Origin of the sequence: Variovorax paradoxus (assembly GCF_030815975.1) — a bacterium.
Taxonomy (GTDB): domain Bacteria; phylum Pseudomonadota; class Gammaproteobacteria; order Burkholderiales; family Burkholderiaceae_C; genus Variovorax; species Variovorax paradoxus_N.
This window is the reverse complement of sequence record NZ_JAUSXL010000002.1, coordinates 1504900-1521007: the sequence shown is the minus strand read 5'-3', so window position 1 is coordinate 1521007 and position 16108 is coordinate 1504900. Positions and strand designations below refer to the sequence as shown.

At 68.9% G+C, this 16108-nt stretch carries 16 protein-coding genes and 1 pseudogene; 11 read left to right on the top strand and 6 right to left on the bottom strand.

Translation table 11 applies throughout. The annotated features are described in order from the left end of the window. The first annotated feature begins 33 nt into the window (after positions 1-33). From QFZ47_RS10950 to QFZ47_RS10925, 6 genes and pseudogenes are all read left to right on the top strand, one after another. A complete protein-coding gene (locus QFZ47_RS10950; RefSeq protein WP_307655656.1) occupies positions 34-855 on the top strand; it encodes a pseudouridine synthase in 822 nt (273 codons plus the stop codon). A gap of 10 nt (positions 856-865) precedes the next feature. Continuing rightward, a pseudogene (locus QFZ47_RS10945) lies at positions 866-1600 on the top strand (winged helix DNA-binding domain-containing protein); the annotation flags it as partial. Beyond that, positions 1521-1976 carry a DNA glycosylase AlkZ-like family protein gene (locus QFZ47_RS10940; protein ID WP_307658926.1) on the top strand — a complete coding sequence of 152 codons (456 nt, stop codon included), beginning with the start codon at positions 1521-1523 and terminating at the stop codon, positions 1974-1976. The pseudogene QFZ47_RS10945 and the gene QFZ47_RS10940, both read left to right, overlap by 80 nt. Before the next feature lie 121 nt (positions 1977-2097). Then, positions 2098-2754 carry a response regulator gene (locus QFZ47_RS10935; protein WP_307655655.1) on the top strand — a complete coding sequence of 219 codons (657 nt, stop codon included), beginning with the start codon at positions 2098-2100 and terminating at the stop codon, positions 2752-2754. Between the two features lie 49 nt (positions 2755-2803). Beyond that, on the top strand, positions 2804-4204 hold the full coding sequence (locus QFZ47_RS10930) for a sensor histidine kinase (protein WP_307655654.1): 1401 nt from the start codon (positions 2804-2806) through the stop codon (positions 4202-4204). 112 nt (positions 4205-4316) lie between these two features. Beyond that, the gene (locus QFZ47_RS10925) at positions 4317-4655 is read left to right on the top strand and encodes a hypothetical protein (RefSeq protein ID WP_307655653.1); all 339 of its coding nucleotides are present in this window, start codon (positions 4317-4319) and stop codon (positions 4653-4655) included. Here QFZ47_RS10925 and aqpZ read toward each other — a convergent pair whose 3' ends face one another. Both aqpZ and QFZ47_RS10915 read right to left on the bottom strand, forming a co-directional pair. Beyond that, positions 4656-5363: an aquaporin Z gene (gene aqpZ / locus QFZ47_RS10920; RefSeq protein WP_307655652.1), complete on the bottom strand. Its 708-nt coding sequence runs from the start codon at positions 5361-5363 to the stop codon at positions 4656-4658. 175 nt (positions 5364-5538) lie between these two features. Next, positions 5539-6549, bottom strand: coding sequence for a zinc-dependent alcohol dehydrogenase family protein (locus QFZ47_RS10915; RefSeq protein WP_307655651.1), 1011 nt, complete (start codon positions 6547-6549; stop codon positions 5539-5541). Between the two features lie 100 nt (positions 6550-6649). Between QFZ47_RS10915 and QFZ47_RS10910 the strand changes: the two genes are divergently transcribed. The 5 genes from QFZ47_RS10910 to QFZ47_RS10890 all read left to right on the top strand — a co-directional run bounded on the left by QFZ47_RS10910 (position 6650) and on the right by QFZ47_RS10890 (position 12384). After that, complete coding sequence (locus tag QFZ47_RS10910) at positions 6650-7567, top strand: LysR substrate-binding domain-containing protein (protein WP_307655650.1); 918 nt, start codon at positions 6650-6652, stop codon at positions 7565-7567. A gap of 46 nt (positions 7568-7613) precedes the next feature. Next, positions 7614-8657: an ABC transporter substrate-binding protein gene (locus QFZ47_RS10905; protein ID WP_307655649.1), complete on the top strand. Its 1044-nt coding sequence runs from the start codon at positions 7614-7616 to the stop codon at positions 8655-8657. A gap of 145 nt (positions 8658-8802) precedes the next feature. Further along, positions 8803-10848, top strand: a complete 2046-nt coding sequence (htpG, locus tag QFZ47_RS10900) for a molecular chaperone HtpG (protein ID WP_307655648.1) — start codon at positions 8803-8805, stop codon at positions 10846-10848. A gap of 44 nt (positions 10849-10892) precedes the next feature. Further along, positions 10893-11444, top strand: coding sequence for a hypothetical protein (locus QFZ47_RS10895; protein WP_307655647.1), 552 nt, complete (start codon positions 10893-10895; stop codon positions 11442-11444). A 37-nt stretch (positions 11445-11481) separates the two neighbouring features. Next, positions 11482-12384, top strand: coding sequence for a LysR family transcriptional regulator (locus QFZ47_RS10890; RefSeq protein WP_307655646.1), 903 nt, complete (start codon positions 11482-11484; stop codon positions 12382-12384). On the opposite strand, the gene QFZ47_RS10885 is transcribed toward QFZ47_RS10890, so the two are convergent. The 4 genes from QFZ47_RS10885 to QFZ47_RS10870 all read right to left on the bottom strand — a co-directional run bounded on the left by QFZ47_RS10885 (position 12375) and on the right by QFZ47_RS10870 (position 15717). Continuing rightward, complete coding sequence (locus tag QFZ47_RS10885) at positions 12375-13418, bottom strand: serine/threonine protein kinase (RefSeq protein ID WP_307655645.1); 1044 nt, start codon at positions 13416-13418, stop codon at positions 12375-12377. The two genes, QFZ47_RS10890 and QFZ47_RS10885, sit on opposite strands and share 10 nt — an antisense overlap. Positions 13419-13451: 33 nt before the next feature. After that, on the bottom strand, positions 13452-14570 hold the full coding sequence (locus tag QFZ47_RS10880; protein WP_307655644.1) for a DUF2855 family protein: 1119 nt from the start codon (positions 14568-14570) through the stop codon (positions 13452-13454). Between the two features lie 183 nt (positions 14571-14753). After that, positions 14754-15179 (bottom strand): organic hydroperoxide resistance protein, encoded by a 426-nt coding sequence (locus QFZ47_RS10875; RefSeq protein WP_056516531.1) that lies wholly within the window; start codon positions 15177-15179, stop codon positions 14754-14756. A gap of 79 nt (positions 15180-15258) precedes the next feature. Continuing rightward, on the bottom strand, positions 15259-15717 hold the full coding sequence (locus QFZ47_RS10870; RefSeq protein ID WP_307655643.1) for a MarR family winged helix-turn-helix transcriptional regulator: 459 nt from the start codon (positions 15715-15717) through the stop codon (positions 15259-15261). Positions 15718-16108: the final 391 nt, after the last annotated feature.

Sequence of the window (16108 nt, the reverse complement as noted above, 5' to 3'; positions counted from 1 at the left end):
CGTGACCTGCCATCAACCGACCGCGCCCCCCGCATGACCGACGCCCCCGCCCCGATCCGCCTCAACAAACGCATGGCCGAACTCGGCATGTGCTCGCGCCGCGAGGCCGACGAATGGATCGCCAACGGCTGGGTGAAGGTGAACGGCCGACCGGCCGAAATGGGCGTCAAGGTCACGCCGTCCGACCGCGTCGAGATCGACAAGGCGGCCAAGGGCCAGCAGGCGACACAGGTCACCATCCTGATCAACAAGCCCATCGGCTACGTGAGCGCGCAGGCCGAAGATGGCCACGAGCCCGCGGTGACGCTGTTCACGCCGCAGAACCGCTGGGCCGAGGACAACACGCGCTTCTTCTTCAACCCCAGCCAGCTGCGCGGCCTGGCGCCCTGCGGCCGGCTCGACATCGACTCGATCGGCCTGCTGGTGATGACGCAGGACGGCCGCATCGCGCGCCAGCTGATCGGCGAAGACTCGGTGATGGAAAAGGAGTACCTCGTGCGCGTGGCCTACCACGGCCTGGGCCAGCCCGCGCCCACCGGGCAGTTGGTGCGCATGGACGACGACGATCCCGTCACCACCAACGTGCAGGCGGTCTTTCCGCCGGCCTTGCTCGCGAAGCTGCGCCACGGCCTGAGCCTCGACGGCCAGCCGCTCAAGCCGGCGCGGGTCGAATGGCAGAACCCCGAGCAGCTTCGCTTCGTGCTCACCGAAGGCAAGAAGCGCCAGATCCGCCGCATGTGCGAGCTGGTCGGCCTGAAGGTGGTGGGCCTGAAGCGCGTGCGCATCGGCAAGGTGATGCTCGGCAACCTGCCGGTGGGGCAGTGGCGCTATCTCGGTCCGCACGAGAAGTTCTGAGCCGTCGCCGATGGCCGTGGTGCTGAGCCAGCGCGCACTGAACCGGGCCACGCTGGCGCGGCAGATGCTGCTGGAGCGGCGCAAGGCGACCGCCGCGCAGGCCATCGAAAAGCTAGCGGGGCTGCAGGCGCAGGCGCCGAACCCGCCTTACATCGGCCTGTGGAGCCGGCTCGAAGGATTCCGCCGCGAGCAGTTGACCGAGGCCATGAAGAAGCGCCGCGTCGTGCGCATGTCGACCATGCGCGCGACCCTGCACCTGATGGCCGCATCCGATGCGCTGGCCTGGCGGCCGCTGCTCGAACCCGTGCATCAGCGCGGATTGCAGGGCAGCAGCCACGCACGGGCGCTCGAGGGCATCGATCGCGCGGCCGTGGTGGAGGCGGGCCGGGCGCTGCTGCGCGAAGGCCCGCTCACCAGTTCCGAGCTCGGCCAGGCCCTTGCGGCGCGCTGGAAAGACCGCGAGCCCGCCTCGCTCGCCGCACTCATCCGCAACAGCGTGCCGCTGGTGCACCTGCCACCCGCGGGCAGCTGGAACTCGCACCAGAGCGCAGGGCTGCAGCCCATCGCACAGTGGCTCGGCGAATCCGCCGCCGATGCCGCGGCCGCCACGCAGGACGAGCTACTGTTGCGCTACCTGGCGGCCTTCGGCCCCGCCACGCTCGCCGATGCGGGCGCATGGTCGGGCCTCACGGGCTGGAAGGCCGTGGCCGAGCGCCTGCGGCCGCAGCTGCGCATCTTCACCGGCGAGCAGGGCCAGGAGCTGTTCGACCTGCCGCGCGCGCCGCGCCCCGGGGCCCGACACGCCCGCGCCACCGCGCCTGGTCGCCGAATGGGACAACCTGCTGCTCTCGCATGTCGACCGCAGCCGCGTGATGAGCGAGGTGCACCGCGCGCGCGTGTTCACCGCCAACGGCATCGTGCGCGGCACGGTGCTGCTCGACGGTTTCGTCGCGGGCATCTGGAAGATCGAGCGGGCGAAGAACAATGCGGCCACGGTGGTGCTGGAGCCCTTCACGCGCTGGTCGAAGGCCGATCGGCTCGGCGTGGAAGAAGAGGGCATGCGGCTGCTGGCCTTTGCAGCGGATGGCGAGGAGGAGCGGCACGACGTGCGCGTGCTGTGACCCTGCTGGCCGCACGGCGCCTAAGCTGCGTCTAAGACTTCGCCCCTACGCTGCGCCGCGGCGCAGGGCACTACCGGTCATCCCGATCGCGTGCTACCTTGGCGCCCAAGGAGTCGACGCGATGCGTGTGCTGCTGGTGGAAGACGACGAGATGATCGGGCGCAGCCTGAAGCAGGCGCTCGAGGGCGCGGGCTGGTCGGCCGACTGGGTGCGCGACGGCGAACTGGCGCAAAGCGCGCTGGGCGATGGCGGCTACACCTGCGTGCTGCTCGACCTGGGCCTGCCGCGGCAGGACGGCACCGAGGTGCTGCGCCGAGCCCGCGAACGCGGCGACGCCACGCCGGTGCTGGTGCTCACCGCGCGCGACGGCCTGGACGACCGCATCCACAGCCTCGACCTGGGCGCCGACGACTATCTGCTCAAGCCCTTCGAATTCCGCGAATTGCTCGCGCGCATGCGGGCCGTGGTGCGCCGGCGCGACGGCGCCGCGCATTCGCTGATCGGCGGCAGCACGATGCAGCTGGACCTCACCACGCGCGAGGTGCTGGTTGGCGGCGCGCGCGAGGCGCTCACCGCGCGCGAGTTCGCGCTGCTGCACGCCCTGCTCGAGCGGCCCGGCGCCATCCTCTCGCGCGAGCAGCTCGAGAACCGCATCTACGGCTGGGGCGAGGAAGTGACCAGCAACGCCATCGACGTGCTGATCCACGGCATGCGCCGCAAGCTCGGCGCCGATTCGATCCGCAACGTGCGCGGGCTCGGCTGGCGCGTTGCGGCATGAGCGCACCCAGGCAAGCTCGCACCGCAGTGCGAAGCACGAAGGTTTGCCAATGACCTTGCGCGGCGGCCGCTGGTGGCGCCCGCGCTCGCTGCGCACGCAGCTCTTGTTCTGGCTCGTCACGCTGCACCTGGTGGCGGCGGCGCTCACGGCGTGGTTCACCTTCGTGGCGTATGGCGACCTGGTGCACAACGCGCTGGACGAGCAGATGCGGCTGGTGGCCGATTCCTATGCGGGCAGCGACCCGCCCCGCAGCCCGCGCCTGCTCGACGGCCATGCCGCCCTCGTGCGCGGCGCCTTCGTGGTGCAGATCTGGAGCGCCGACGGCCGCGCGCTGCGCGCGAGCTCCTGGCCGCCGCTGGCCGTGGTGCCGCTGCAGACGCAGCCGGGTTTCAGCGACGCGCGCACCGATGCGCCCACGCCTTCGCGCTGGCGCGTGTTCACCGCCGAGCCCGGGCCGCGCGCCGACCAGCCGCGCGTGCAGGTGCTGCAGAACGAGGACTACCGCCGGCGCCGGGCGCTGCGCCGCGCGCTGCTCGAAGGCCTGCCGATTGCGCTGCTGCTGCCGCTGGCCTTGCTGATCCTCTGGCTCATCGTGTCGGCGGCCTCGCGCTCGCTGCGCGCGGTGGCGCGCGACGTGGCCTCGCAGGACGAGCGCAGCCCCACCGAGCTGTCGCTGGCGCGCGTGCCGGACGAGATCGCGCCGCTGGTCCACGCGTTCAACCATCTGCTGTCGCGCGTGCGCAGCGCCTTCGCCACGCAGCGCCGCTTCGTGCAGGACGCGGCCCACGAGCTGCGCACGCCGATGGCCGCGATCGGCCTGCAGATCGAAAACCTGCGCGCGCACGTACCGGCCGGCGAAGCCACCGAGCGCTTCAACCAGCTCGAAGCCGGCGTCACGCGCGCGCAGCACCTGATCGAACAGCTGCTGAGCCTCTCGCGGCAGGACGCGCCGGGCCGTCCCGCGTCGCGCGAGCCGGTCGACATCGAGACCCTGCTGCGCGAGAGCGTGAGCCAGCTGATGGTGCTGGCCGACGCACGCCGCGTGGACATCGGCTTCGAGGGCTCGATCGCGCCCGTGGTGCAGGCGCCGGCCGCCGAGCTGCGCAGCGTGTTCGACAACCTGATCGACAACGCGCTGCGCTATGCGCCCGAAGGCGGCGTGGTCGATGTGCGGCTGCACGAGGTCGACGGGCATGCGGTGGTCGACGTGCTCGACAACGGGCCGGGCATTCCGGCCTCGTCGATCGGCCGCGTGTTCGACCGCTTCTTTCGCGTGCCGGGCGCGCCGGCCGGCGGCAGCGGGCTCGGGCTGGCGATTGCGCGCACGGCCGCCGAGCGGCATGGTTTGCGCATCGAGCTGCGCAACCGCGACGAGGCAGAAGGCGAGGGGCCGGGGCTGCTGGCGCGGGTGCATCTTCCGGCGACACCGGCGCCGCTCACGCCAAGCTAATTTCCTGCTCACGGCCCGCTCAGACCGGCTGCCTAGAGTGCATGCAGGCCCTGCCACGCGCAGTTCGCGCGATGGCACGCGGCCGGGAACAAACTATTCAGGAGCACACGCCATGCGCACTTCCTTCAAGCTTCTTGCCCTTGGTTCCTTCGCTGCGTTCGCGGCGCTCGGTGCCGTGAATGCGTTGGCCGAAACCACCGACGGCTCGGACTATCACCCGCTGCAGATGAATTCGCCCGAGAACCCCGACGTGCAGGCCGGCGCAATGGCCGCCGCGCGGCCCAGCGGCACCGAGTCGATCGGCCAGTCGACCAGCGCGCCGGCCATGAACTCGACGACGCCGGTATCCGACGTGCAGGCCGGCGCCTATGCGGCCTCGCATGCGACGGGCACCGAGTCGATCGGGCAGTCGACCTCGCTGCCGCTCGTGCAGTCGGCCAGCGGCAGCTGATCAGTCGTCGCTGTTCGCGAGCAGCGCGCGGTAGATCAGCGCGCCGATGATCGCACCCGCAATGGGCGCGGCCCAGAACAGCCACAGCTCCGACACCGCGTAGGACGGGCCGAACAGCGCCGGGCCCGTGCTGCGCGCCGGATTGACCGAGGTGTTGGTCACCGGAATGGAGATCAGGTGGATCAGCGTGAGGCACAGGCCGATCGCCAGGCCCGCGAAGCCGCCGGCCGCGCGCTTGGCGGTGGCGCCGAGAATCACGATCAGGAACACCGCGGTCATCACCACCTCGCACACCAGCGCGGCGGTCATGCCGTACTTGCCGGGCGAGTGCTCGCCGAAGCCGTTGGTGGCGAAGCCGCCGATGTCGGCGCCGGGCTTGCCGGTGGCAATCAGGTAGAGCACGCCGGCCGCCGCAATCGCACCCAGCACCTGCGAGACGATGTAGCCCGCGAGCTGCGAGGCCTTGAAGCGCCCCGCGGCCGCGAGGCCGATCGACACCGCAGGATTGAAGTGGCCGCCCGAGATCGGGCCGAGCGCATAGGCACCGGTCACCACCGTCAGGCCGAACGCCAGCGAAACGCCCAGGAAGCCGATGCCCAGGTTGTTGGGAAAGGCCGCCGCGAGGACCGCGCTTCCGCAGCCGCCCAGCGTGAGCCAGAAAGTACCAATGAACTCGGCCGACCACTTTTTGTAGGTGCTATGTTCCATCTTGTTTCGTTCGTCCTAGAGTTGAGAAAAATGCGCAGCCCCGGGCCAAGCGCGGGCGGATTCTAGGAATGGAAACAGCATGCGTCACGCATGTTGTTGCACCTGGCGGAACCTGTTCACAGATCAGCGGTCTTTTGTTTCTGACACGCGTTGCGTAAAGCGCTAAAGGGCTTCGTCAGGGCATGACGACGATCTTGCCGAAGGCGCCGCGCGCGAGATGGTCGAGCGCGTCGGGCAAGGCATCGAAGGCGTAGTGCGCCGCGATCACGGGTTCGAGCGCATTGACGTCGACGGCGCGCACCAGGTCTTCGAGCGCGCGCCGGTGGCCCACGCCAATGCCCTGCACCGTGACGCGGCCGAGCACCACCGCGTAGTACGACGCGCTGAGCGTCTCGCCGCCGAGCATGCCGATGATCGACACGCGCCCGCCCTGCGCCAGCGCCTGCAGCGAACGGTCGAGGTTGGGTCCGCTCGCGAGCTCGAGCACGTGATCGGCGCCGCGGCCCTGCGTGAGACGGCGCACTTCGGCCGGCCAGTCGCTGTCTCGCATCAGCACCTCGGTGGCGCCCAGCGCCAGCGTCTGCGCTCGCTTCTCCTCGCTGCCCGTGACCACGATGGCGCGCGCGCCATGCAGCCGCGCGAGTTGCACGCCGAACAGCGCCACGCCGCCGGTGCCATGGACCAGCACGGTCTGGCCGGGCCGCAGCGCGCCGGTCTCGGCCAGCGCGAACCAGGCCGTGAGGCCGGCGCAGGGCAGCGTGCTGGCCTGCGCGAAATCGAGCGTGGCCGGTGCGGCCACGGCCCAGGCCGCGTCGATCAGCACGTGCGAGGCCAGCATGCCCGGGCCGGGGCCGCCCATCGGCACGGCCTCGGCCGGCCAGCGGCTGTCGATCCAGCCACCCCAGAAGGTGTTGATGACGCGGTCGCCGATGGCAAAGCGCTGCACGCCGGGGCCCGCGGCGACCACCGTGCCGGCCATGTCGGAGCCGGGCGTGAAGGGCATGTCGAACTTCATGCCCATGCCGTCGCGGATCATCAGGAGGTCGCGGTAGTTGAGCGACACCGCGCCCACCTGCACCAGGACTTGCCCCGGGCCGGGCGTGGGGAGCGGCAGCTCCACCTGTTCGAGCTGCTCGCGGCCGAAGGAAGAAAGTTGCCAGCGCCTGAGCGTTCTGCTTGCCTGCATGAAAAAAAGCCTCCACGAAAAAAAGAGCTTTCATGCTATTGGCGAGTCGATCTATCCAGTGGCGGATAATTTTCAACTTCATGGCGCCTGAAAGTACCCAATGAGTCCACGCCTCCAGGGCATCGAAGAGTTCGTGGCCGCGGTGGAGGCCGGCAGCTTTGCGCGTGCGGCGGAGCGGCTGCATGTCACGCGCTCCGCGGTGGCCAAGAGCATTGCGCGGTTGGAGGCGCGGCTGGGCACGCGGCTTTTCCTGCGCACCACGCGCAGCCAGAGCCTCACAGAGGAAGGCCACGGCTATTACGAACGCTGCCGGCGCGTGCTGGCCGAGCTCGATGCCGCCGAAGCCATGACCGACGCCGCCCGCAGCACCGCGGCCGGGCTGGTGCGCCTGAGCATGCCGGCCATGCTGGGGCGGCTGAAGGTCGGGCCGCTGCTGCTCGCGCTGGCGCGCCGACATCCGGGGCTGTCGCTGGAGCTTTCCTTCAACGACCGGCGCGTCGACCTGGTCGAAGACGGGCTGGACCTGGCCATCCGCAGCGGCGAGCTGGCCGACAGCGCCGAGCTGGTCGCGCGGCCGGTCGGCGTGCAATGGATGGCGCTGTGCGCCGCGCCGGCCTACCTGGCCGAACGCGGGCGCCCCGGCAGCGTGGCCGAGTTGCGGGCCTCGTCCTCGCACGAGGCCGTGTTCTATGCGCGCGACGGGCAGATCTCGCCCTGGCGCTTTCACGACGCCGAAGGCCGGCTGGCCGAAGTGGCGCTGCCCTCGCGGCTGCGCTGCGACAGCGCCGAGGTGCTGCTCGAAGCCGCCATCGGCGGCATGGGGCTGGCGCGCCTGCCGGCCTGGCTCGCGGCCGATGCGCTGGCGGCCGGCACGCTGGTGCGCGTGTTCGAGGAGCCGCGGCCCTTCGGCTTCGAGCTCAACGTCATCCGCTCGCGCAGCCGCTACCTGCCCCACAAGACACGCGTGGTGGTCGACTGGCTGGCCGAGCACCTGCCGCCGCTGCTGGCGGCCCGCTGAGGGGCTTTGCCCGCTATCCTCGGGTCGCACATCTACCGGAGAACGCATGCGCCCCTTTGTCCAGAGGAATGTCGCGGCCCTTGCCGCCTGCGCGGGCGCCATGGCCTTCCTTTTTTCTCCGGGCGCCGCGGCACAGGGCACAGTGAACGCGCTCTGCAGCACCGACGCGGGCTGGTGCGAAGCCGCGGCCGCCGCCTTCACGCGCGAGACCGGCATCCGGGTGCAGCAGGCGCACAAGGGTACCGGCGAGATCGGCGCCCAGCTGCGCGCCGAGGCCGCCAACCCCAAGACCGACATCTGGTGGGGCGGCACCGGCGACCCGTTCCTGCAGGCCGCCGAACAGGGCTTGCTCGAACCCTACCGGCCGGCCTACATCAACGACCTGCACGACTGGGCGGTGCGCCAGTACGCCATGTCGCAGAACATGGTGGGCGGCTTTTACACCAGCGCGATCGGCTTCGGCTTCAACACCGAGCTGCTCAAGCGGAAGAAGCTGCCCGAGCCCAAGTGCTGGGCCGATCTCGCCAAGCCCGAATACCGGGGCGAGATCGAGATCTCGCATCCGGCCTCGAGCGGCACGGCCTACACCATCATCGCGGGCCTGGTGCAGCAGATGGGCGAGGACGCGGCCTTCGACTATTTGAAGAAGCTGCACCGCAACGTCACCAGCTACACCCGCAGCGGCCAGGCGCAGGCACCCAACGTGGCCAAGGGCGAGGTGGCCATCGGCGTGAGCTTCATCTTCGGGTTCGAGCGCTGGCGTTATGACAAATTTCCGGTCAAGACGGCCGCGCCCTGCGAGGGCACGGGCTACGAGGTGGGCGGCATCGCGCTGGTCAAGGGCGCGCGCAACAAGGAGAATGCGAAGCGCTACTACGACTGGCTCATGAGCCCGGCCGGCCAGGCGATCGGCGGGCAGGTCGGCAGCCTGCAGTCGCCCGCCAACAAGACCTTCAAGCCCGATGCGCGCATTCCGTCGATGAGCGAGGTCAAGCTCATCAAGTACGACTTCGAGAAATACGGCAAGGCCGCCGAGCGCAAGCGGCTGATCGACCGCTGGACCCGCGAGGTCGAGTCCCAGCCCAGATAAGAACAGTCCGGGCTTCACGCCGCCGCAAGAAACGGGGCCTATTGTTTTCAGGGGCGCAAGCCCCAACTCGCAGAGTTGGCGAGTCGGGCGTGCGGTCAAGGCCGCCCGGCTTAGAATTTTTTGGTTCCGATATTTCCTTTTTTCCATGGCTGATTCTTCCAACACGAAACTCCCGTTCCAGGCTGAAGTCGCGCAACTGCTGCACCTCGTCACGCATGCGCTCTACTCGAACAAGGAAATCTTCCTGCGCGAGCTGATCTCCAACGCATCGGACGCCTGCGACAAGCTGCGCTTCGAGGCCCTCGACCATCCCGAGCTGTACGAAGACCAGTCCAGCCTGGACGTGCGCCTCGGCTTCGACAAGGCCGCGCGCACCCTCACCATCACGGACAAGGGCATCGGCCTGTCGCGCCAGGAGGCCATCGAGAACCTCGGCACCATCGCCAAAAGTGGTACCAAGGACTTCGTGAGCAGGCTCAGCGGCGACCAGAAGGCCGATGCGCAGCTCATCGGCCAGTTCGGCGTGGGCTTCTACTCGGGCTTCATCGTGGCCGACAAGATCACGGTCGAATCGCGCCGCGCCGGCCTGCCGGCCGACCAGGGCGTGCGCTGGACCAGCGGCGGCGCGGGCGACTTCGAGGTGGCCGACATCACGCGCCCCGAGCGCGGCACCCGCATCACGCTGCACCTGCGCGACGACGCCGAGGAATACCTCAACGCCTGGAAACTCAAGCAGATCGTCGGCAAGTACTCCGACCACATCTCGCTGCCCATCCTGATGGAAAAGGAGGAGTGGAAGGAAGGCGAGAACGACCAGCCCGGCGACATGGTCAAGACCGGCGAATGGGAAACGGTCAACAAGGCCAACGCGCTGTGGAGCCGCCCCAAGAAAGACATCACGTCCGAACAGTACGAAGAGTTCTACAAGAGCATCAGCCACGACTACGAGGCGCCGCTCGCCTGGAGCCACAACCGCGTGGAGGGCAGCACCGAGTACACGCAGCTGCTCTACATCCCGTCGAAGGCGCCGTTCGACCTGTGGAACCGCGACAAGGGCGCTGGCGTCAAGCTGTATGTGAAGCGCGTCTTCATCATGGACGATGCCGAGGCGCTGCTGCCGAGCTACCTGCGCTTCGTGAAGGGCGTGATCGACTCGTCCGACCTGCCGCTCAACGTGAGCCGCGAGCTGCTGCAGGAAAGCCGCGACGTGAAGGCGATCCGCGAGGGCAGCACCAAGCGCGTGCTCGGCATGCTCGAAGACCTGGCGAAAAAGCAGAAGACCGCGCCCGAAAGCGCCGAAGGCAAGATCGACGTGGGCTCCGGCGAATCGGTGCCCGCACCCGACCCGACTGAAAGCGCGGCCGACGTCACCGACGTGGTCGACAAGAAAGCCACGCCCGCTGCCGAGGCGGCGGCCGAATACGCCGACGAATCGGGCAAGTACGCCAGGTTCTATGCCGAGTTCGGCGCCGTGCTCAAGGAAGGCCTGGGCGAAGACTTCGGCAATCGCGACCGCATCGCCAAGCTGCTGCGCTTCGCCTCGACCACGAGCGACACCGTGAGCGTGAGCTTTGCCGACTACAAGGCGCGCATGAAGGAAGGCCAGGACGCGATCTACTACATCACGGCCGACACGCTCGCCGCCGCAAAGAACAGCCCGCAGCTCGAGGTCTTCAAGAAGAAGGGCATCGAGGTGCTGCTCATGACCGACCGCGTCGACGAGTGGGCGCTCAACTACCTGACCGAGTTCGACGGCACGCCGCTGCAGAGCGTGGCCAAGGGCGCGGTCGACCTGGGCAAGCTGCAGGACGAGGCCGAGAAGAAGGCCGCCGAGGAAGCCGCCGAATCCTTCAAGCCGCTGCTCGAGAGGCTCAAGGAAGCGCTCAAGGACAAGGCTGGGGACGTGCGCGTGACCACGCGCCTGGTCGATTCTCCGGCCTGCCTGGTGGTGCAGGACGGCGGCATGAGCACGCAGCTCGCGCGCATGCTCAAGCAGGCCGGCCAGCCGGCCCCTGACCTGAAGCCCGTGCTCGAAGTGAACGCCGAGCACGCGCTGGTGAAGAAGCTCGACGGCTCGGCGCACTTCGACGATCTCGCGAACATCCTTTTCGACCAGGCGCTGCTGGCCGAAGGCGGCCTGCCGGCCGACCCCGCGGCCTACGTGAGGCGCGTCAACGCGCTCCTGGTGTGAACGCCCGGCCGCGCACCGCCCGTGCAGCCGCTGCCCTCGCAGTTGTGCTGCCCCTGCTTCTGGTGAGCGGCTGTTCGCACTATCACATCGGCATTCCGCTGGTGCCCGGGCTCTCGCTCGGGCTGGGCGCCACCAGGGACGGCAATTTTTCCGTCGGGCTCAACACCGGCTGGGGCCCGCTCGGTGCGGGCGTGGCGGTCAACGACTCCGGCGTGGTGGCCGGCTCGGCGGGCGTGGGTGTGGGCGTCGGCATCGGGCCGGTCGGCACCGGCGTGGGTGTTGGCAAGAGCGTGGTGCTGCACGATCCGAATGCGGGAAAAACCGGGTACGCGCCCGCGGGCGGCGCCGCGCCGGTCACCACGGCGGCCGCTGCGGGAGGGGCACCTGTTGCTCCCGTGGCGCCGGTCCCACCGGCAGCATCGCCCGCTGCGCCGGTCACGGTGACCAAGGGCGGCGTCACGAAGCCGGTCACCGCCTCCGCGCCGCAGGCGGCACCACAGCCTTCCGCGACGCGCGTGTCCTTCCGCCCGCCCGCCAATGCCGCCGCCCCCGCAGCCGGCAGCCTCGGCACGCCGGGCAATCCCGTCGCACCCTGATCGCCGCAACCCGCGGCGCTGCGCTGGAGACCGCTCCTTGGAACTCAAGCAATGGCGCTGCTTCGTCACGCTCGCCGAGATCGGCAACATCCGCCGCGCCGCCTCGCTGCTGGCCATCTCGCAGCCCGCGCTCAGCGTGCGCGTCCAGCGGCTCGAGGAAGGCCTGGGCTTTGCGCTGTTCGACCGGCAGGCGCGCGGCGTCCGGCTGACGGAACAGGGCGCGCGCCTGCTGCCGCACGCCAGGCGCCTGTTGTCGCGCGCCGCCGAAACCGATGAAGCCGCGCGCGCCATCGGACGCGGCGCGGTCGACCGGCTGGAGATCGGCGTCACGCCCATTGCGGCGCTGTCCTTCTTTCCCGATGCGATGCGTGCCTTTTCGGCCGCGCACCCGGGCGTGGTGCTGGCGCTGACCGAAGGCCTGTCGGACGAACTCGAAGAAGCCGTGGCGCACCGCAGGCTCGACCTCGCGGTGGTGCATCCGCCGTCCTCGCGCGACGACCTCGTGGTGCACGAGGTGGCGCGCGACCGCTTCGTGGCCGTGGTGCCGGCCGCGCATCCGCTCGCGCGCGCCGAGCGCATCGCGGCGGCGGACCTGCGCCAGCAGACGCTGGTCGGGGTGCGGCGCGACATCGGCCCGGTGGTGTTCGACCGCATCGCCGCCTACCTTGCGCGCGCCGGCATCACCACGCAGGTCAACCAGTGCGCCACCTCGTCGATCTCGCTCGTGGGGCTGGTGGCCGCCGGTGCGGGCATCGGGCTGGTGGTGGAATCGCTCGCCTGCATTGCGCGGCCGGACATCCGCTTCGTCGCGCTGGCCGACGACCCGCCGAGCCTCGGCTATGCGATGTGCCACCGGCCTGATCTGCCCGCTGAACTGCAGGGTGCGTTCATGCAGGCCTTCCATGCGCCGAAGGCCGGGGCTGGCATGCTTCAGGCGTAGAGCGGCTCTTCCGCCATCTGTTCGCACTGCTCCTGCAGCACGAGGATCTGGCCCTTCCAGTAGTCGCTGGAGCCGAACCACGGAAAGTTGATCGGGAAGATCGGGTCTTCCCAGCGCCGCGCGAGCCAGGCGCTGTAGTGGATGAGCCGCAGCGTGCGCAGCGGCTCGATCAGCGCGAGCTCGCGGCGGTCGAATTCGCGGAACTGCTCGTAGCCGTCGAGCAGGCCCGAGAGCTGCGAGGTGCGCTGCGCCCGCTCGCCCGACAGCAGCATCCACAAGTCCTGCACCGCGAAGCCGGTGCGCGCATCGTCCAGGTCGACGAAGTGCGGGCCGCCGCCGGGCCGGTCGGTGGGTGTCCACAGGATGTTGCCGGGGTGCACGTCGCCGTGGAGGCGCAGCTTGCGCGGCTGGAAGCCGGAGGCGGAGGCGTTCACCGCCAGCGGCGTGGCGGCAATCATGTCCAGCGCTTCGTTGCAGGCCTTTTCCCAGTCGCGCTGCACGTCGAGCGGCACCTTGTCATGGGCCAGCAGCCAGTCGCGCGAGGCGATGCCGAAGGTCTGCAGGTCGAGCGCAGGCCGGGCCTCGAAAGGCTTGGCACTGCCCACCGTGTGGATGCGCGCGAGAAAGCGGCCGACCCATTCGAGCACCTCGAAGTCGTCGAGTTCGGGCGCGCGGCCGCCGCGGTAGGGGCTCACGCTGAAGGCAAAGCCGCCGTGGCGGTGCAGCGTGGCGCCGTCGAAAGCCAGCGGCGCCACGGCGGGCACTTCGGCCGCCGCCAGCTCGAGCGAGAAGCCGTGCTCTTCGAGGATCTCGGCTTCGCTCCAGCGCTCGGGACGGTAGAACTTGACCACCACCGCCGGATGCGGGTCCGGGTCTTCCAGGAACACCTGGTAGACCCGGTTCTCGTACGAGTTCAGTCCAGTGAGCCGGCCGTCGCCGTGCAGGCCGAGCGTTGCCAGAGCGTCCAGCACCACGTCGGGCGTGAGGCTCTCGTAAGGATGTGTGTTGGCGGGCGCTGCGGGGGAAAGGGTCATGCAGCGATTGTCGCTACCCTGGCGCCCGGAATGTCAGAGGCCGCCTGGTTGTTTGTAAAGCGAAAGGATATGGCCGATGCGCGGGTCGCCCTTGCCGGCCAGCACCTGCGCATAGGCGGCCTGCACCGCTTCGCCGCCGTGGTGGTGCTCGGCGCGCAGCCAGGGCTTCTTCGCATCGGTCACGGTGGCCAGGAAGTGGTGCCAGGCGGCCACCATGCGCCGGCCGAATTCGTCGGCGCCCCATTCGGCGGTGCGCTTCTTGATCTGCGCCGGCGCGAAGAACAGCGTGGCGCGCGGGCCGGGAAGGTCCTTGCCCGCGCCCTTGGATGCGAGCTGCTCGACGTGCGTGCCGCCGATCGAGCAGCTGTACTTGAGGTTCGCGAAGCGCGCGTGGATCGCATTGCGCAGGCCGGCGTTGCCCGCGAAGTCCACATAGACGCAGGGCGTGCCGGCCGCGATGCTGTCGAGCGTGTCGTAGGTCAGCACGCGGTGGTAGCAGCCCAGGCTTTCGCAGAAGGCCACGTTGGCGGCGGAGGTCAGGCCGATCACCTCGATGCCTTCGCGCTGGTGCAGCTGGAAGGCGGTGCCGTAGGCCGTCTTGCTCGATGCGCTCGACAGCAGCAGGGTGTTCGCGCCGAAGAAATCGTTGTCCGCCATGAAGTCGTCGATCAGCCACGAGGTGATGAACAGCGGGCGCAGCAGCGCCTGCACGTCTTCCGTGTCCGCGGTGTAGAGCGGATCGGCGTTGCAGCGGAAGTACTGGTTGTAGACCGCGGGCAGCTCGGCGCGGTGCGCGGCGGCGTCGGTGAAGCGCGCGGGCGAAAGGCGGTCGGGACTCAGCACGGCGCTCGACGACATCGGCCAGTAGCCGTAGAGCCGCTCGCCCACTGCCACGCCCGGATGCAGCGACTGCACCACGCTGGCGAAGCCCCACACCGGAATGCTGCCCCAGCCTTCTTCGCCGGACGGGAAGAACTGCCAGTAGCTCATCGCATCGCCGAAGGCGGCGTAGGTGATGTTGTTGGAGGTGAGCGCGAAGAAGTCGATGCGTACGCGCACCTGGCCGTCGGCCAGCGGCTGGTCGGTGGCGGTGTGCAGGCGCGTGGTGGCGAGTTCGCCTTTGCGGATCAGGAGGCTGGTGGTGGTGCTCATGGTGTCGATCTCCACGGTGATGTGAGTGGCGAAGGTGGCGCGTGCTGCAGTCACATTAGCCAGGCTTGATGAAAGGCGCTATCGCGTTTCCCTTTTCCGGGTCACCCGCGAGACAACGCCGGCCATGAAAAAGGCGCCCCGGCTTGTGGCCGGGGCGCCTTTCTTTGCTGCGCTGAGGGCGGATCAGGCGATCGTCAGCTCGACGTCGATGTTGCCGCGCGTCGCGTTCGAGTAGGGGCAGACCTGGTGGGCCGCGTCGACCAGCTTCTGCTTGGCATCTGCATCCAGGCCGGGCAGCGTGATGGCCAGCTTCACGGCGATGCCGTAGGCGGCGCCGCCATTCGTCGGGCCAAGGGAAACGCTGGAGTCGATGGCCACATCTTCAGGCACCTTGACGCCGATCTTCGGGCCCACGGCCTTCATCGCGCCGATGAAGCAGGCTGCGTAGCCGACCGCGAACAGCTGCTCGGGGTTGGTGCCGGGCTTGCCCGAACCGGGCGAGCTGAGCTTGACGTCGATGGCGCCGTCGCTGGACTTGCCTGCGCCGTCGCGGCCGCCGACGGTGTGGGCTTCAGCGGTGTAGAGAACCTTGTCGAGCTTGGTGGTCATGGTGATTCCTTCTTTGATGATGAGAGTGTGGTGAAAAGAGCTTCCTTGGATGGAAGCGGGGGAAACCTTGGCTTGCGCGTCAGGCCGCTTTCTTGATGCGGTCGCGCAGGGTCTGGATCTGCTGGGTGAGCGCGATGAGTTCGGGCACCGAGCACTGCGCCGCGGCCATGAGGCAGCCGGGCACATTGGCGGCGCGGGCCTTGAGCTTGCGGCCGGCGGCGGTGAGCGTGATGTGCACGCGGCGCTCGTCGGCCACGTCGCGCACGCGGGCCACATAGCCGTTGGCTTCGAGCCGCTTGAGCAGCGGCGTGAGCGTGCCGGAATCGAGCGAGAGGCGTTCGCCGAGTTCGGAAACCGTGGGGCCGTCTTGCTCCCAGAGGGCGAGCATCACGAGGTATTGGGGGTAGGTGAGATGCAGCTTCTCGAGCACCGGCTTGTAGAGGCGGGTCATGGCCAGCGAGGCGGAATAGACGGCGAAGCAGAGCTGGTTGTCCAGCTTGAGCATTTCGTCTGTGGCTTGGGTGGTGCTGCTGCGCATGGCTGGAATTGTAGTTCGCAATTGAATTGTGTGCAATGTAATATTTTGGATTCTGTTTTGGGTTTGTTTTCCGGGGCCGGGACTCGCCCCGGCGGGCGACCTACTTTTCTTTGCTTCGCCAAAGAAACGTAGGCAAAAGAAAGGCGACCCCACTGCCTGCGACCCCTTCGCTGCGCTACGGGGCAACCTGCGGTGCTCGGGTTTCGCGGGGTCTCGCAGAACTCGCTTCGCTCAAACAGCTGCGAGCCCTGATCCGCGAAACCCTCCGCTCCTCGGCGCATACAGAGGGGGGTGGATACCGAACGGGCCTTTGCTTCGCTCGGCCACCAAGCCACCGCAGGCGCGCAGCGCCTGCGGTGGTTGGTATTGGACTGTTGGTATTTGGTATTGG

What these genes read in the sequence shown, in the direction of transcription:
- QFZ47_RS10950 (WP_307655656.1), top strand. Translation starts at nt 34, where the DNA reads ATGACCGACGCCCCCGCCCCGATCCGCCTCAACAAACGCATGGCCGAA.
- QFZ47_RS10940 (WP_307658926.1), top strand. Translation starts at nt 1,521, where the DNA reads ATGCGGGCGCATGGTCGGGCCTCACGGGCTGGAAGGCCGTGGCCGAGC.
- QFZ47_RS10935 (WP_307655655.1), top strand. Translation starts at nt 2,098, where the DNA reads ATGCGTGTGCTGCTGGTGGAAGACGACGAGATGATCGGGCGCAGCCTG.
- QFZ47_RS10930 (WP_307655654.1), top strand. Translation starts at nt 2,804, where the DNA reads ATGACCTTGCGCGGCGGCCGCTGGTGGCGCCCGCGCTCGCTGCGCACG.
- QFZ47_RS10925 (WP_307655653.1), top strand. Translation starts at nt 4,317, where the DNA reads ATGCGCACTTCCTTCAAGCTTCTTGCCCTTGGTTCCTTCGCTGCGTTC.
- aqpZ (WP_307655652.1), bottom strand. Translation starts at nt 5,363, where the DNA reads ATGGAACATAGCACCTACAAAAAGTGGTCGGCCGAGTTCATTGGTACT.
- QFZ47_RS10915 (WP_307655651.1), bottom strand. Translation starts at nt 6,549, where the DNA reads ATGCAGGCAAGCAGAACGCTCAGGCGCTGGCAACTTTCTTCCTTCGGC.
- QFZ47_RS10910 (WP_307655650.1), top strand. Translation starts at nt 6,650, where the DNA reads ATGAGTCCACGCCTCCAGGGCATCGAAGAGTTCGTGGCCGCGGTGGAG.
- QFZ47_RS10905 (WP_307655649.1), top strand. Translation starts at nt 7,614, where the DNA reads ATGCGCCCCTTTGTCCAGAGGAATGTCGCGGCCCTTGCCGCCTGCGCG.
- htpG (WP_307655648.1), top strand. Translation starts at nt 8,803, where the DNA reads ATGGCTGATTCTTCCAACACGAAACTCCCGTTCCAGGCTGAAGTCGCG.
- QFZ47_RS10885 (WP_307655645.1), bottom strand. Translation starts at nt 13,418, where the DNA reads ATGACCCTTTCCCCCGCAGCGCCCGCCAACACACATCCTTACGAGAGC.
- QFZ47_RS10880 (WP_307655644.1), bottom strand. Translation starts at nt 14,570, where the DNA reads ATGAGCACCACCACCAGCCTCCTGATCCGCAAAGGCGAACTCGCCACC.
- QFZ47_RS10875 (WP_056516531.1), bottom strand. Translation starts at nt 15,179, where the DNA reads ATGACCACCAAGCTCGACAAGGTTCTCTACACCGCTGAAGCCCACACC.
- QFZ47_RS10870 (WP_307655643.1), bottom strand. Translation starts at nt 15,717, where the DNA reads ATGCGCAGCAGCACCACCCAAGCCACAGACGAAATGCTCAAGCTGGAC.